The sequence below is a fragment of the Shewanella sp. 5_MG-2023 genome, assembly GCF_030547465.1.
Taxonomy (GTDB): Bacteria; Pseudomonadota; Gammaproteobacteria; order Enterobacterales; family Shewanellaceae; genus Shewanella.
In genome coordinates this window covers 24,756-39,574 of sequence record NZ_JAUORC010000016.1, presented here as the reverse complement: position 1 = coordinate 39,574, position 14,819 = coordinate 24,756, and the positions used below count along the sequence as shown (strand labels likewise).

Below are 14,819 nucleotides of genomic sequence, written 5' to 3'. Positions count from 1 at the left end.
ATTCAGCTCAAGCCGTATAATTTGCAGATTATATAATTTAAGTGGTTGAGAATTCATTACAATGACAAAACGCTCCATATACGTTGCCTATACTGGCGGTACGATTGGTATGCGCAAAACCGATGATGGCTTTGCACCTGTGGCAGGATTTTTAACTGATTGTGTAAAGTCCATGCCAGAGTTTTACCATGAAGAAATGCCAACCTTTGTCATTAATGAATATTCACCATTGATTGATTCTTCAAACATGGCACCACCTGATTGGCAGCGCATCGCCAATGACATCAAAGCCAATTACCATAACTACGACGGCTTTGTGATCTTGCATGGCACTGACACCATGGCATACACGGCTTCTGCCTTGTCATTCATGTTACAAGGGCTATCCAAGCCTGTTATCGTAACCGGTTCGCAAATCCCATTAGCTCAGCTGCGCTCAGATGGGCAAACTAACCTGCTTAATTCACTGTATATTGCGGCGAATTATCCCGTCGCTGAAGTGTGTTTATTCTTTAATAATAAGTTGTTTAGGGGCAACCGCTCAACCAAAGCCCATGCTGATGGTTTTGATGCTTTCGCGTCACCTAACTTTCCTATATTGTTAGAAGCTGGGATCAAAATTAATTTACGTGCAGGTAAGATCACCGAGCCCACCACTAAGCCCTTAGAGGTGATTAACATCAGCCCGCAACCTGTAGGCGTGATCACCTTATACCCAGGTATTTCAACTGAGATTTTTAACAACATCTTAATGCAGCCAGTAAAAGCACTTATCTTACTGACCTTTGGTGTTGGGAATGCGCCTCAAGATAAAGCCTTATTAGATACCCTTAAACAAGCTGATGAACGTGGCATTGTAATTGTTAATCTAACCCAGTGTTTTCAAGGAAAGGTGAACATGGGGGGTTATGCGACGGGTAATGCATTAGCCAAAGCTGGAGTGATTAGCGGCTCAGATATGACCATTGAAGCAGCATTGGCTAAATTACATTATTTACTATCAAAAAATTTAACTTCAAATGAAGTAAAAATCGCAATGCAGCAAAACTTACTGGGTGAGCTAACTGAATAAATTTCTGAAAATAAACATGTAATATACTTTAGACAATAAAAAGCCGCATCTTTGATGCGGCTTTTTTGCTGAAATAAATTCACTAGAGATAACTAAAAATCAGTTTATAGTTCTGGCTCTTTAAATTCTGCGATAGCTTCACCGCGAAATTGTTTTTTTAACTGTGATTTAGACAGCTCGTTTATCTCGCCACCAGCAGCAATTGTAAAGTGATCAGTTTGAGTTAACTTACGCGCTTGATACAACATCACTACCTGTAACGTTGACTCTTTTTGCTCGCTAGATAGCACTGTGCCATCTTCCCATTTACCCGTTTCTGCCGCTGCGCGTAAACGTTGATAAACCTCATCAGGCATTTCATCTATGACTTTATTAATATCATTCATACACTTTTCCGCTTATGGATTAGACTTCTGACTCGAGTAATAATGTAGCCAACAAAGCCAAAAGCAAAACAACTACCTGCAATATATGCATCCGTTCCAGTGGCAACTTCGCCGCCCCAAAAACCATATACTGCACCTGCAATAAATAGCGTTAGAAACAACATCATTTGATTCATTAATTTATTAGACTTCTGAATGTGTGAAATTGTTCTTTTTGAATCACTATCGCCATCAGCAGAAGCCTTACAGTATTGGCACTGTTTTGCTTTGCTCGAAATTCGCTTTTGACACACAGGACATTCGATTAACGCCATAAAACTGCCTATTCTGTTAAATTATCAACCACAGCCAACATCGCAACTAGTGATGCTTCACCTAAATATTCACAGCGCGCCGGTGACCAACCAACCACAGGATCGGCTAAGTTGTCATTGTCTTTAAATGGCATTTCTAAGGTATTCGCTAGACATTTGAATGTGTTGCCGACCCAGTTAGAACCAACGGTTAAGTTCGCTTTTCCTGGCTCATCTTTGTCATAACCATATTTAGTTTGGAAATCAGCACTTGCCATACTTAACGCTGCAAGGAACTGTTCTTGTAACTTGGCCATATGTGGAGTGTAATTTGGTGCGCCTTCACAGCCAGCAACAAACACGTAAGGTAAGCCTTCATCACCATGAACATCATAGAATAAATCTACACCAGTCTCTTTCATCTTATTGGTAACATAATAAACCTCAGGGCTTCGCTCTAAACTAGGCGACTCCCACTCACGATTTAAGTTAGTTCCAACAGCATTCGTACGTAAATGGCCTCTGACGCTTCCGTCAGGATTCATGTTTGGCACGATATAGAAATTAGCTTTATCCAATAGCAGTTTCGAGGTTGGACAATCACTGTCTAATAATTGGTTTAGCAGGCCTTCAATTAACCATTCAGCCATGGTTTCGCCAGGGTGCTGCCTTGCGGTAATCCAAATATTTTTCTTTGAAGGATCGTTATCACCAATAGTTAGCAGGCTCATATCACGACCATCAAGGGTTAAACCTAAATTTTCTAGTTTAACTGATGGGTGAAGTTGTACTGAGCTAATCAGATCTAAGTGACGTTCGTAACTGTAAGGCGCAAAGTAAGCAATTTGAATGGCATCGCAATCTAAATCAACTTGGATTGATAATTTACCATCTTGATATGTTGTCGGTAAGCGGAACCAATGCTGGCGATCGTAACTAGCAACGGCTTGATAATTTTCCCAACCTTTCGGGTAAGAGGCACTGCCTGCGTTAACGATATTCAATGTGTAAGTTTGACCAATTTGACCTTCCATACGGAAGTTAAACCATTGGTAAAACTCTCCACCTTCATCAGGTCTAATGGCGAGTTGAATGTCATCGTGCTTGTCTAAACTAATGGTCTCAATGTTGCCGCCATCAAAATTCGCGCTAATACGCATAGGACTTCCTTTATGTAAGGTTATAATCGACGTTATCCCTGCATCTTATCAAAAGCCGTTACGCAATAAAATCAAATCCACAGCATCTGCTCTACATCTATTCAATATGGTGACTTAATTTTCTGCTGATGAGGGTTATTAATACCAATACAATAAAAAGCCCCTGTAAGATCACATTAGCTAGGTGTTAACGGATACGTTAAATGAGATTAGCTAAATAATGGACTAAAGCAATAGCCCTTACCTCTAACCGTATTGATGAGTTCTCTTGGTAGACTTTCTTTGGCCATTTTTCTACGGGTATTACTGATGTGCATATCAAGGTTACGGTCAAACTCGCCTAACTCTTTATGCAACACGCGCATTTGCAATTCTGATTTAGTGACGATTTCTCCTTTACGCTTAAACAAATATTTGAACAAACGATACTCTGTTTGAGTAAGATTTAATTGCTGACCATTAAATGTTACCGCGTTATTATCATCATCAAACTCCACATTGGCGCTTTGTTCAATATGTTGTTTTTCGGTAGTTTGCTCTATTTGTCCACTGGTTAACTGTGATTCGATAACAGCAAAATCAATATTGGCAATATGAGTCATTGAATCGTGAGTTTGCTTTGTTGTGCGTCGATTAAGCACATTCACACGCAGTAAAAGTTCTTTCACATTAATAGGCTCAGGTAAATAATCATCAGCGCCCAGTTCAAATGCAGCAATACGTTCATCGACACTGGCATTGTTGGTAATAACAATCACAGGTGTTTGACAATGCTTACCCATGAGTAACCAAAAAGCATCCATTTGTGTTACTGAAGAGTCCAGTAAAATCACTTCAAACTGATTACTTTCCATTGCAACTAAGGCATTAAAGCCGTTATCAACAATGGTAATAACATAGCCTAAAAGTTGTAATTGCTGACATAAGGGCAAGCTTTTTTTTAGCTGCTGGTCAATGAGGAGGATCTTTTTCATGACGACTTAATCTAAATGGTAACTATTACCATTTAGATTAGCACTGTCATGATCAAAATACTATATGTGGAGTGTAAAGCTTCTGCACGGTTGTTGAACCTAGCTCACAAAAATGAAAAAGACCTGATTATTCAGGCCTTTTTTAGGTATTACTAATGCAGATTTGCTTAATGAAGCAACTTACATTGATGGCTTATTGCCATAATTAGTTAACCATTAATTGCTTAATATATTTTACTGGTGCACTGCCATAACTTAAAAATTGTTCATGGAAGCTCTTTAAATCGAAGTCTTCACCCTGTGTTTGTTTTAGTTCTTCACGTAAATCATAAATTTCACGATAGCCAGAGTAGTAACTGGTTAGTTGCACTTGGCTTAATGTTGCCCTGCGCCACTTTCCTTCTGCTTCAGCTTGCTGCTGGAACGCCTCGTTAGTCATTAACTCAATGGCTTGTTCTTCTGTCATGCCGTTAACGCTGCGTTAAGGGGTGAGTGCCGCCTAAACCAACTTTCCGCAGACCAATTTCACCACAAAAATCACCGCATACCAAAAATGCCACGCGGCAAGAATCCCTCTTAAACGCTTTGCTATGCGCATCTTCCACGATTGATTTCCGCTATCGCAGAGCGCAGATTATTTACTTTGAACTCTGTAAGTAACACGGTGATGAAAGAGAACATTGCTATTGAAATAAGTGCAGCGTTTGTAAATTTTAAATCATTGTCCGCTAAAACACCGAATAGGCCAAAAAATAGTAAAATAAAAGCCATTATCGCTTGAATCGAGTCATTCGTTTTCACCTTGTATTCATCGGCGGCAATATCTTTCACTATTGAAACTGGATTGGACAGCCCGTCAAGTGTAACCAAAACCTTTCCTTTTCTGACTTTGGCTTTAAAACCGATATCTTGTAATGAGTTTACTAAATCATCCATAATAATTACCTATCATTTCTACAAACGCATAACGCCCTGCTAATAAGTGGACCATATGCTGGCGGGCTATTTGCTCAGCAATGGCGTGACAACCTTGGTGAACCTGGATTTAGCAGCTTGTTAGTAGCTGACAGAATAACTTTATGCGCCAGCCATCTTTACTAAAAAAAAATAAAACGAAACAAACTAGACAGCCAATGTAAATCAATAACATAACGACCTTTTCAACTATGTACAAGTGAACATGCTTGATTAAGTAGCCCGCGGCGTTTGGTTGTGGGCTTGGAAGGTTGATAATGATGATATTTGAGTGTTTTCGGCTTAATTTACCGTTTTTAAGCCGTTACTTTGCAACCATGCAAGGATGATGGTTATTGAGTGTTTAACTTTGGTGATATTAGTTATATTGAACCTATTTAACGTGCCTGCTTACTGAAAATACTGGCAGCTTGTAGCAAAGTGCCGTCGCCGCTTTTGTAAATGCTCACAGTATTGTGTTAGCTCTTGCAGTGAGCCCACTGGGCCATGAAATAGCTGACCAAATTCGGTGGTGATTTTAAGCAAGTTTTGTTTCGGAATATTAAGCCTGGTGAGTAACTTCGCACTGCTTTGACTGATTGCGCCGCGTTTATCATCACGAATAATGCGCCCTGTATCATCCACTAACTCAAGGTAATCTTTTAATGAAAATGCAATGCCTTTGGGTTGGTTAGCACGTTCATTACCAATAAATGGCAACAAGGTTTTAGGCTGCTCACCTTTGATAGCCGCTTTTACTCGTTGTTGGATACTGGTGTAGTCTGATTGCTCTGGTGTGGCGGCCATATTGGCGCGTATGGGGTTTAAGTCCACATAGGCCATACAGGCTAAAACTGCCGCTTCATCTAAAAGCGCTTGAGATTTAAACCTGCCCTCCCAAAATCGACCCGAGCAGTTATCCTCTTGATTGGCTTGTCTGGCTATCGGTTCATTCAAGCAGCGCATAAACCAAGAGATGTCACATAAGCGGCTACGGTAAATAGCGATGCAGTGCTTTTACCTTACCACCTCGTGAGGTTCAATGAGCTGACCTTTAGCAAATTTTTGGGTTAACCCATCGCCTTTAAACAACTTATGCCATTGAATCACCACATCGCGGTCACTCCAGTTATTTACTGTTTCAATATCAATGTGTAACACCACATGCAGATGATTAGACATCACCGCATAAGCCGCCACATCAATGGCAAACACATCTGTCAGTTAAAGAATGAGTGATTCAACCCAGCCACGTCTGTGGTCATAGTTGTTACCTGTGTATTTATCACCACCACATACTCTTTACTCTAAAAGAATGCACGGCCAACCACACGGCTGCAACAATGGCAATAAGGGTTATCTCGTTGGTAATAGTTCTAGGCTAATTTGGCTTCTACGAGGGCGCGGCATCTATTTTACCCACCATTAAAAAGACCTAGAGGTGGTTTTTAGCCGCTAATGAGCAAAGACATAAAATCGACTGTATGACCATGACTAAGCTTTTACAACAGACTTGATTGAATGGTTAAAGATTAACGATATTTCGCTGCTATTATTTTAAAACGATGAAAATATTTAGATATTAATACCAGTCTGCGACCCACCAAGCTGCAGATCACCTATATATGCCATATACTAGTTAACATCTATTCAAATCCCCCTAATATCGAGCGAATAATGGAAGTCGAGCTACTTGAAATTCGTAACTTCATCCGCCAGTACCCACCTTTTGATCAATTGCCAGAAGAGGCATTAATCGAAGTATCACAAAGTGTCGAGATATCCTATAGTCGTGCTAACAGTATGATCATTGATTTTAATGATAAAATACACGAACTTTATATGATCCGCAGTGGTGTCGTGGAGGTTTACCGACGTTCAGGGGAACTGTATAACCGCCTTGATCAAGGAGGCTTATTCGGCCAAATGGGGCTACTGACCAATAATAAAGTACGCTTACCTGCAAAATCCCTCAAAGACTCCCTACTCTACTGTATTCCTGAAAGTATTTTTGAAGACTTTTGCGAGCGCTATGACGCCTTTGCTGACTTTGTTGAGGTCGAAGGTAGCATTCGTTTACAGCAAGCGGTTGAGGACAATAGCGACGATGCTAACTCACTCACTACTTCGAAGGTTAAAACGCTACTGAGTCGCGAACCTGTGATGCTACCCATTACTACCACCATTCAAAACGTGGCTAAAACCATGTCTGAAGAGCATGTATCAGCGGCCATTATTAACGACCCCAATCTTGCCGATGAAGGTGGTAATAGCTTTGTGGGAATCATCACTGAGCGAGATCTATGTGCAAAGGTGCTCGCCCAAGGGTTAGATGTAGAAACCCAAGTTGCAGAGGTCATGTCCACCGAGCTTATCTCTTTAGATCATAACGCCTATATTTTTGAAGCCATGCTGCTGATGCTCAGGTATAACGTTCATCACTTACCGATATTAAAAAACAAACAACCTATTGGTTTAATTGAAGTCAGTGACATTATTCGCTATGAATCCCAAAACAGCTTATTGATTGTTAGCAGTATTTTTCAGCAAAACAGTATTGATGACTTAATTATCTTGTCACATCAGCTTAAAGATTGTTTTGTGCGTATGGTCAACGAAGATGCAAACTCACACATGGTGGGTCGCGCCATGTCTGAAATTGGTAGAAGTTTTAAGCAGCGTTTACTGGAGTTGGCTGAAGAAAGATTAGGACCGCCACCCGTGCCCTATTGTTTTTTAGCATTAGGCTCTATGGCTCGTGATGAGCAACTTATTGTAACGGATCAAGATAATGCGATTATTTTAGATAATCAATATCAAGAATCACTTCATGGTGAATACTTTAAGCAATTAGCCACCTATGTATGTGATGGTTTAGCTGCCTGTGGCTACACTTATTGCACCGGTGACATAATGGCAACAAATCCAGAGTATCGAAAAACCCAATCCCAATGGGAAGAGTGTTTTGCCGACTGGATTGATAATCCAAAGCCTCAAGCACTATTAAACTGCTCAATCTTTTTTGATCTTTATGGGGTATACGGTAGACCCAAATGGGCTGAACAGCTCAACGCCTTTATACTCAGAAAAGCAAAAAAGAATAATCGCTTTTTAGCCTGCCTTGCAAGAAACGCCATTAATCGCACCCCACCACTGGGCTTTTTTAAAGACTTTGTCATGGAAAAAGACGGTCGCCATAACAACTCAATTAATTTAAAGCGCCGTGGCACCGCGCCATTAGCTGATCTTATCCGTGTCCACGCCCTCGCCATTGGCTCACAATCGCAAAATTCATTTGATCGCTTAGAAGACATTATCGAAGCCGGAATTTTACCGCCGTCAAAAGGTAAAGATTTACAGCATGCAATGGAGTTTATCTCTTTAGTTCGCATTCGCCATCAAGCATTAGATATTCAATCGGATCAAGAACCTGATAATAATATTGAACCTGAAAACATGTCTGATTTTGAAAGACGTAATTTAAAAGATGCTTTTTTGGTACTAAGCAGTGCGCAAAACTTTTTAAAGTTCCGCTACAGTGCTAGCAGCATGCAAGGATAATTAATGCGACTTTTTACAAACCAAGAAATTTTAAACTGGAAAGCTTTTTTGCAAATCAAAGCCAAAGAAAGTAAAGATAGCAGATTAAAAAAATTCTATAATGCCAGCACTTACCACGAAGAAATCAAACTGAAAGATATTGAATTTGTCGCTGTAGATTTCGAAACAACTGGCTTAGATGCCAACCAAAACAGCATTATAAGTATAGGTTTGGTGCCGTTTACCTTAGATCGCATCGCCTGTCGAAAGGCGAAACATTGGTTTATCTCACCAGAAGATAAACTCAAAGAAGACTCCATCATCATCCATGGTATTACCCATTCAGACTTAAAAGGCGCACCTGATTTACTCCGAATTTTAGAACAACTATTAGATGAGTTGGCAGGCAAAATTGTGGTAGTGCATTATCGCAGAATAGAACGAGATTTTTTTGACGCCGCACTTCGCAGTTTAATAAACGAAGGGATTGTATTCCCTGTAGTTGATACCATGCAGCTCGAAGCTAATATTCAACAGGCAAAACCCCGAAGCTTTTTAGATTGGCTGAGAAACACTCGCCCAGCATCAATTCGACTTGCTAATAGTCGTAGCCGATACAATCTACCCACCTATCCACCACACGATGCATTAACCGATGCCATCGCAACCGCTGAATTACTGCAAGCTCAAATTCAGTACCACTTTAGCCCAGACACACCGATAAAAAAGCTATGGGTATAGATCGAATAAGCCCAGTTTCACTTGAATAATGACAAGTGAAACTGGGCTTTGGTTTTGATTTAGGTTTAGGTTAGCTCCTTAACCCAGGCCTTTTTTCAGTTCGCAGACCCATAATCAAACTGACACACATCACCAATAAAATAATGGTAAATGGTAAAGCCGTTGAAATCGCACCAGCCTGCAATGCTTCAATGGCTTGGGTGCCACCAACCCAAAGTAGACCCGCAGCAATCGCACCTTCAATAAAGGCCCAGAATACACGCTGAGGAACGGGTGCATCGACTTTACCGCCTGATGTGATGCTATCAATCACCAGTGAACCAGAATCTGATGAGGTTACAAAGAATACGAGTACCAATACAACGGCCAATAACGATAATATATTGCCCATTGGCAATGCATCAAACATCTCAAACATCGCTAAAGGCACTTCTGTTAAGCCTTTCTCACCTAAGGTACCAATCTTGTTGACCACTTGATCAATCGCAACGCCACCGAATACTGACATCCACAAGGTTGTCACCACTGTAGGTACAATCAATACAGCCATCATAAATTCACGGATGGTACGGCCACGGGAAATACGCGCTATAAACATACCTACAAAAGGAGACCATGATATCCACCAAGACCAATAAAACACGGTCCAACCATGCATCCAAGCTTCGTCATCACGACCCATTGGGTTACTTAAAGGAATGATATTTTCAATGTAGCCCATTACGGTCATGGGAATGGTACCCATAGAAACCGCAAAACTCACTAATATAACAAATAACATTAATGCCAGCGCCAACAACATATTGACATTACTGATAACTTTTACACCACCGTCAATACCGCGAACCACAGAAACCACAGCAATTAACGTCACTATCACGATAATGCCGACTTGCAGCATTAAGCCATTATCCATACCAAATACATGGTGAAAACCACTGGCAGCCTGTTGAGCCCCAAGGCCGAGGGATGTCGCCAGACCAAATAAAGTGGCAAGTACCGCTAAAATGTCAACAACGTGGCCTGGCCAACCCCAAGTTCTATCGCCCAATATTGGGTAAAAAACTGAACGCATTGAAAGCGGTAAGCCTTTATTATAAGCGAAAAAAGCAAGTGATAGTGATACTACACCGTAAATGGCCCATGGATGTAAGCCCCAATGGAACATGGTGGCACCCAGTGCTAACTTCGCAGCTTCAGGTGTGTTTGGCTCGACATTAAGTGGGGTTTCATACCAGCCAGTGAAATAAGCTACAGGCTCTGCTACCCCCCAAAACATTAAACCGATGCCCATTCCCGCGGCAAATAGCATGGCTATCCATGACAACATTGAGTAATCGGGCTTGGCTTCATCACCACCTAAGCGAATTTTACCAAATGGCGAAATGATCATTGCCAAACAAAACAACACAAACAGATTGGCAGACCACATAAATAGGCCATCAAAAGTACCTATAATTTTCCATTTTATGCCATCTAATACAGATTTTGATGTTTCTGGTTCAACCAAGAGAATGGCGATTAAGAAGAGTCCAATTAAGGAGGCGCTGATCCCAAAAACAGGGTTGTGGACGTCAAAGCCCCACTTTTGAATGTTATCTTGTCCGACTGTGTAATCGGTATTGTCTATACTATATTTATCGTTATTGCTATTCATTAATCCTCATTTAGAACAAACTTCATTAGTACATGAAAGGTTATTTTACTTTATTTAGCGGCAACTTGCTGTCTATTCTGGCAAAAGCTGCCCTTGATGTGACCTGACACACTATGAGTTAAACGTTCTGGCTAAAATGTCTGCTAAGGTTTAGTCGGATTAGCAACTAAGTTTAAAGTCTAGTTAACTTTAGCGCATAAATGGCCAAGCATTTGAAATTCTGCTTTTTTGAAGTGATTGGGCTGTTTTATCAACCAGTGATATGGCTTATTGTTAAGCCATATCAGCGATTCAAAAATTGACTATGAGTAAGCCCTTAAATATCGACTAGAGATAAATGTTTAAAATGCGTAGATAGCATTAGTCATTTTTAATTTAAAGCGTTTTCAAATCATTGAGTTCAACCCTGCCTTTGCGCCAAAAATAAAACGCAGCACAAGCTGCTACCAGCGCAGTAATGACACCAAATTCATCCATATACCAACTCGAATCGGCTTTTTGCAGCGTAATCGGTGTAAATACTTTTTGAATAAAAATATTTGAACTCATGTGGTATATCACCCCAGTCCACAAACTACCTGTTTTCAACCGCAGATAAGTCATTATCATCCCAGTTGAAATGATAAAAACACTGAAAATGATGAGCTGATAATATAAAGGAGTGACATCATTTCCATATAAGCCTTTGATGATCAGTGGCCAATGCCATACGGACCAAACCAATCCACTCACGAGGGCAACACCAGTGAAAGACATAAACTTAGACAGCTCAGGCACAAGTAGACCACGCCAGCCAATCTCCTCGCCTAATATCGAAGGTAAAGACACAAAAAAACTGATTGTCGCAACTAATATAAAATGAAATAAAAATATACTGGCGTCGTTCCAATGAACTAAATTGTACTTTTGTTTTTGTGTAAACAAGAAATCAGCATCATAAAAGTCTGCGACACCTAATAACCAAACCAACAGGTATGCCATTAACGCGATGGCAAAAGGAACAAGATAACTTAGCCATTGGTATTTCCACTGCCCCCAGTGCCAACCAAGACCTGAAAGGCTCCGCTTACGAATAATACACGTTAAGATAGTGGCAGCGCCAACAGAGAGCATTAGCGGTGTTGCTTGACCCATCCTAAAAATTAACCAGTAGCCTACAACATAAAATACGATAACCAGTGAGAAAAATGTCGCCAGCGTTAGTACGCTATCTCTAGTAATGTTCAAGCTTTACTCCACTAAATGAACGACCTATATGGCCGTTATAATATATAAAGCTATTTTTTTGATTTATGCTGCAATCGCCAAGTTAAATAACCATAAAAAATACCACCAATAGGAAAAGTAATTAAAGATAGCACTATGCCATCAAAAAAGTGTTCTTCTCCTGTTAAGTGCATAATCAACTGGAATAAAATCGTAGTTGAGATCCCCCAAAGTAAAACACCTTTGATTAAGATGCGCAGTAGTAGATTTCTGTTGGTGATACTAATATTCATTTAAAACTTCCTTGTTGATCTAATAAAACTAAAAAAACATTAATTATTTATAGGTAGTACCATCATGCTTTAACCAGCCTTCGGCGTGTCGCCCTGCAGGATCTGCATGGGTCCAATGGATCACCCCGCCTTTTTTGCTCCATTCATATTCACCATAAAACTCAACAAGGTCACCAACACGCAAATTTGAAACTCTCGGGGCTAAATCAATATTGTGGGCTACCAGCAAGGTTAAGCCACTATTGAGTTTTATAATGAATTTTTGATGCCTTGAGCCTTGATTATCATCAGCAAGAATATGAACCACACGACCACTGCCGTTAACTTGAACATCGCCGCTTTTAGACTCATAAGCGCGCTGAATGACAGTATCATTTGCCCCGACGGGTGACACACTTGTCAGCGCCAATAGGCAAGTAAATAGACAAATAAATAGCCATTTCATCATTATTATCCTTAAAAGTATTTGCTTTAATCGTTCAAGTGAATCATTTATTGGTTGTTTTTATCGTCGCCAAATACCTTACCCGTTTTAAGGTAATAGAGTGTTACAACCGAAGCTGTAAACATAATCAGCCCACAAAAAGCCCATAAATAATCGCCATCTTGTATACCTAAAATCAAACTGGCTAAGCCTACAAAAACGATAAAAATTTGTGCGAACATATAAAAATCCCCTTTAATTAGATACCTAAATTAATTTAACGCCGCTAAAAACAAAATCGAAAGGAAAATTAGTTTAGCTAAATCATTGAACTGATACAACAAAATAGCAACAGACTCAAAAGGTACAAGACTCAAATAAGTCACGCTTTGACTTGTCAAATTCATATCGACGACACTAAATGTAGATGATAGAACAGTGTTAAGGCTGACAAAGTCTTTATGAGGGATAATTTTATAGTGATGATTAATTGCTGATGTCAGTATAAAAATACTAAGCATTAATAAAATCCTAGTTTTTATACTGAGTTTGCTAAAACAAATCAATTTTTTAAATTAAAGAATAACTTGAGGATTTAATTAATAGCTTAGAGGTTTAAATAATAACTTGGGAGTTTAAATAATAGCTTGGGAGTTTAAATAATAGCTTGGGAGTTTAAATAATAACTTGGGGATTTAAATAAAAATAGCTTGGAGAATTTGGCGGTGACGGAGAGATTCGAACTCTCGAAAGGTTGCCCTTTACACACTTTCCAGGCGTGCTCCTTCAGCCACTCGGACACGTCACCTAATTTGTTGCATTCATTTTAACGTGTGAGTGGCACGGTTCTATTTATCTATACTGCTATAAGTTAACACTATTGAATATAAGGTAATTATGAAAAACCTTATGTTGTAGAACGAGCGGTACTTTACGCAAATGCGTATTTGAGGTCAAGCAGAAATCGATGTTTTACAAACTCTTGAACGTTTGCTGTTCAAATCGAGCAATTCCGTTGCTCGATTGATTAAATAAAGCACGTTATTAACTCATTAGCGTTGGGAATAAACCTTTAATACCGGCAGCTATCACTTCAATACCAATTGAAAGCATTAGCAGCCCCATTAAACGCGTGATGACGTTAATGCCTGTTGTACCAAGCACCTTAAAAATAATCGGTGCCATTCTGAACAAACCAAAACTCATTAAACCAAAAATTATCACGGTAATAGACATGCCAATCATGTCCACTAACGAGTTATTGGTAGAAGAAAATACAATAACTGAACTAATGGCGCCAGGACCAGCCATTAATGGCAATGCCAGTGGTACCACAGCAACCGACTCCATGCCTGATGCTTCACGGTCTTCTTCTTGGTTACGTTTCACTTGGCTCAATTTACCCTGCAGCATAGACATCGCGATGATGGCAATCAAACTGCCACCGGCAATTCTAAAGGCTGATAAAGAGATACTGAACATATTTAAAATATGCTCTCCAATAAAAATCGTGGTTAACAAAATAATCACCACGGCAAAGTTTGCCACTTTACCTGTATGGTTACGTTCTACCTCAGTTTGGTGACTGGTTAAGGTCACAAACACAGGCAATAAGCCCACAGGGTTGATAATTGCTATCAATCCTAAGAAAAACTTAACGTAAAGCATTAAATCCACGAGCTTACCCTCTATATCAATGGTTTTGTGGTCAAAAAAATAATCGCGCAACTCTACTGCTTTTTATGCATTTTACAAATGTATTTTCTTACAAATATGAGCTAGTTAATAATAAACCTAATCTGACCTTAATTTACTTTTACGACAATAGCTTTTCGGAGCCAATTAACAAAATTCAATGTCTACAAACACCACTTACGACATAAATGAAATTTAATGACATAATCGAGTAAAAAAGCGCTATAAAAATTCATCATCAAGCTTTGTACTGTTACAATAAACCTCATTATTGAATGTTAGTTACTTAATCGGCGTTATTAACGACAGTAAGTAGATTGAAATCACTATGGGTAAACACTATGAGTAAACGTACTAGGATCTGTCATAAAAATGGTCATCGAAAAATGACGGGTTCACGCAGAAGATTAACTTACCTTGTATG

General features: G+C 39.7%; 14 protein-coding genes, 1 tRNA gene and 2 pseudogenes. 3 read left to right on the top strand and 14 right to left on the bottom strand.

Annotated elements, in window-relative coordinates:
- Window positions 1-61: 61 nt before the first annotated feature.
- On the top strand, window positions 62-1,072 hold the full coding sequence (gene ansA, locus Q4557_RS11035; protein ID WP_102435808.1) for an asparaginase: 1,011 nt from the start codon (window positions 62-64) through the stop codon (window positions 1,070-1,072).
- 104 nt (window positions 1,073-1,176) lie between these two features.
- On the opposite strand, the gene Q4557_RS11030 is transcribed toward ansA, so the two are convergent.
- The 7 genes and pseudogenes from Q4557_RS11030 to Q4557_RS11000 form a co-directional block, all read right to left on the bottom strand.
- Window positions 1,177-1,458: a YeaC family protein gene (locus Q4557_RS11030; RefSeq protein ID WP_102436222.1), complete on the bottom strand. Its 282-nt coding sequence runs from the start codon at window positions 1,456-1,458 to the stop codon at window positions 1,177-1,179.
- Window positions 1,455-1,772, bottom strand: a complete 318-nt coding sequence (locus Q4557_RS11025) for a zinc ribbon domain-containing protein (RefSeq protein WP_076536453.1) — start codon at window positions 1,770-1,772, stop codon at window positions 1,455-1,457. Before Q4557_RS11025 ends, Q4557_RS11030 begins: the two co-directional genes overlap by 4 nt.
- A gap of 8 nt (window positions 1,773-1,780) precedes the next feature.
- Complete coding sequence (locus tag Q4557_RS11020) at window positions 1,781-2,911, bottom strand: M14-type cytosolic carboxypeptidase (protein WP_102436220.1); 1,131 nt, start codon at window positions 2,909-2,911, stop codon at window positions 1,781-1,783.
- 209 nt (window positions 2,912-3,120) lie between these two features.
- Window positions 3,121-3,885, bottom strand: a complete 765-nt coding sequence (locus tag Q4557_RS11015; RefSeq protein ID WP_303412673.1) for a response regulator transcription factor — start codon at window positions 3,883-3,885, stop codon at window positions 3,121-3,123.
- 205 nt (window positions 3,886-4,090) lie between these two features.
- Window positions 4,091-4,420, bottom strand: a pseudogene (locus Q4557_RS11010) (DUF885 family protein); the annotation flags it as partial.
- 53 nt (window positions 4,421-4,473) lie between these two features.
- On the bottom strand, window positions 4,474-4,821 hold the full coding sequence (locus Q4557_RS11005; RefSeq protein ID WP_102436214.1) for a hypothetical protein: 348 nt from the start codon (window positions 4,819-4,821) through the stop codon (window positions 4,474-4,476).
- 429 nt (window positions 4,822-5,250) lie between these two features.
- Window positions 5,251-6,249: pseudogene (locus Q4557_RS11000) on the bottom strand (transposase).
- Between the two features lie 267 nt (window positions 6,250-6,516).
- Between Q4557_RS11000 and Q4557_RS10995 the strand changes: the two are divergent.
- Both Q4557_RS10995 and Q4557_RS10990 read left to right on the top strand, forming a co-directional pair.
- Window positions 6,517-8,400, top strand: coding sequence for a DUF294 nucleotidyltransferase-like domain-containing protein (locus tag Q4557_RS10995; protein WP_102476849.1), 1,884 nt, complete (start codon window positions 6,517-6,519; stop codon window positions 8,398-8,400).
- Window positions 8,401-8,403: 3 nt separating this feature from the next.
- Window positions 8,404-9,120: a 3'-5' exonuclease gene (locus Q4557_RS10990; RefSeq protein WP_102436210.1), complete on the top strand. Its 717-nt coding sequence runs from the start codon at window positions 8,404-8,406 to the stop codon at window positions 9,118-9,120.
- A gap of 70 nt (window positions 9,121-9,190) precedes the next feature.
- Here Q4557_RS10990 and Q4557_RS10985 read toward each other — a convergent pair whose 3' ends face one another.
- From Q4557_RS10985 to Q4557_RS10955, 7 genes are all read right to left on the bottom strand, one after another.
- The gene (locus tag Q4557_RS10985; protein WP_303412668.1) at window positions 9,191-10,777 is read right to left on the bottom strand and encodes a BCCT family transporter; all 1,587 of its coding nucleotides are present in this window, start codon (window positions 10,775-10,777) and stop codon (window positions 9,191-9,193) included.
- A gap of 375 nt (window positions 10,778-11,152) precedes the next feature.
- Window positions 11,153-12,004 (bottom strand): CPBP family intramembrane glutamic endopeptidase, encoded by an 852-nt coding sequence (locus Q4557_RS10980; protein WP_303412665.1) that lies wholly within the window; start codon window positions 12,002-12,004, stop codon window positions 11,153-11,155.
- A 50-nt stretch (window positions 12,005-12,054) separates the two neighbouring features.
- Complete coding sequence (locus Q4557_RS10975) at window positions 12,055-12,276, bottom strand: hypothetical protein (protein WP_303412663.1); 222 nt, start codon at window positions 12,274-12,276, stop codon at window positions 12,055-12,057.
- Between the two features lie 43 nt (window positions 12,277-12,319).
- On the bottom strand, window positions 12,320-12,721 hold the full coding sequence (locus tag Q4557_RS10970) for a DUF3465 domain-containing protein (RefSeq protein WP_303412802.1): 402 nt from the start codon (window positions 12,719-12,721) through the stop codon (window positions 12,320-12,322).
- Between the two features lie 47 nt (window positions 12,722-12,768).
- Window positions 12,769-12,942, bottom strand: a complete 174-nt coding sequence (locus tag Q4557_RS10965; protein ID WP_157936124.1) for a hypothetical protein — start codon at window positions 12,940-12,942, stop codon at window positions 12,769-12,771.
- Between the two features lie 478 nt (window positions 12,943-13,420).
- Window positions 13,421-13,508, bottom strand: a tRNA-Ser gene (locus Q4557_RS10960).
- A gap of 236 nt (window positions 13,509-13,744) precedes the next feature.
- Complete coding sequence (locus tag Q4557_RS10955; RefSeq protein WP_303412776.1) at window positions 13,745-14,377, bottom strand: YchE family NAAT transporter; 633 nt, start codon at window positions 14,375-14,377, stop codon at window positions 13,745-13,747.
- Between the last annotated feature and the right edge of the window lie 442 nt (window positions 14,378-14,819).

Excerpts from the sequence above, each read along its gene's own strand:
- ansA (WP_102435808.1), top strand. The coding sequence starts at position 62 with ATGACAAAACGCTCCATATACGTTGCCTATACTGGCGGTACGATTGGT.
- Q4557_RS11030 (WP_102436222.1), bottom strand. The coding sequence starts at position 1,458 with ATGAATGATATTAATAAAGTCATAGATGAAATGCCTGATGAGGTTTAT.
- Q4557_RS11025 (WP_076536453.1), bottom strand. The coding sequence starts at position 1,772 with ATGGCGTTAATCGAATGTCCTGTGTGTCAAAAGCGAATTTCGAGCAAA.
- Q4557_RS11020 (WP_102436220.1), bottom strand. The coding sequence starts at position 2,911 with ATGCGTATTAGCGCGAATTTTGATGGCGGCAACATTGAGACCATTAGT.
- Q4557_RS11015 (WP_303412673.1), bottom strand. The coding sequence starts at position 3,885 with ATGAAAAAGATCCTCCTCATTGACCAGCAGCTAAAAAAAAGCTTGCCC.
- Q4557_RS11005 (WP_102436214.1), bottom strand. The coding sequence starts at position 4,821 with ATGGATGATTTAGTAAACTCATTACAAGATATCGGTTTTAAAGCCAAA.
- Q4557_RS10995 (WP_102476849.1), top strand. The coding sequence starts at position 6,517 with ATGGAAGTCGAGCTACTTGAAATTCGTAACTTCATCCGCCAGTACCCA.
- Q4557_RS10990 (WP_102436210.1), top strand. The coding sequence starts at position 8,404 with ATGCGACTTTTTACAAACCAAGAAATTTTAAACTGGAAAGCTTTTTTG.
- Q4557_RS10985 (WP_303412668.1), bottom strand. The coding sequence starts at position 10,777 with ATGAATAGCAATAACGATAAATATAGTATAGACAATACCGATTACACA.
- Q4557_RS10975 (WP_303412663.1), bottom strand. The coding sequence starts at position 12,276 with ATGAATATTAGTATCACCAACAGAAATCTACTACTGCGCATCTTAATC.
- Q4557_RS10970 (WP_303412802.1), bottom strand. The coding sequence starts at position 12,721 with ATGAAATGGCTATTTATTTGTCTATTTACTTGCCTATTGGCGCTGACA.
- Q4557_RS10965 (WP_157936124.1), bottom strand. The coding sequence starts at position 12,942 with ATGTTCGCACAAATTTTTATCGTTTTTGTAGGCTTAGCCAGTTTGATT.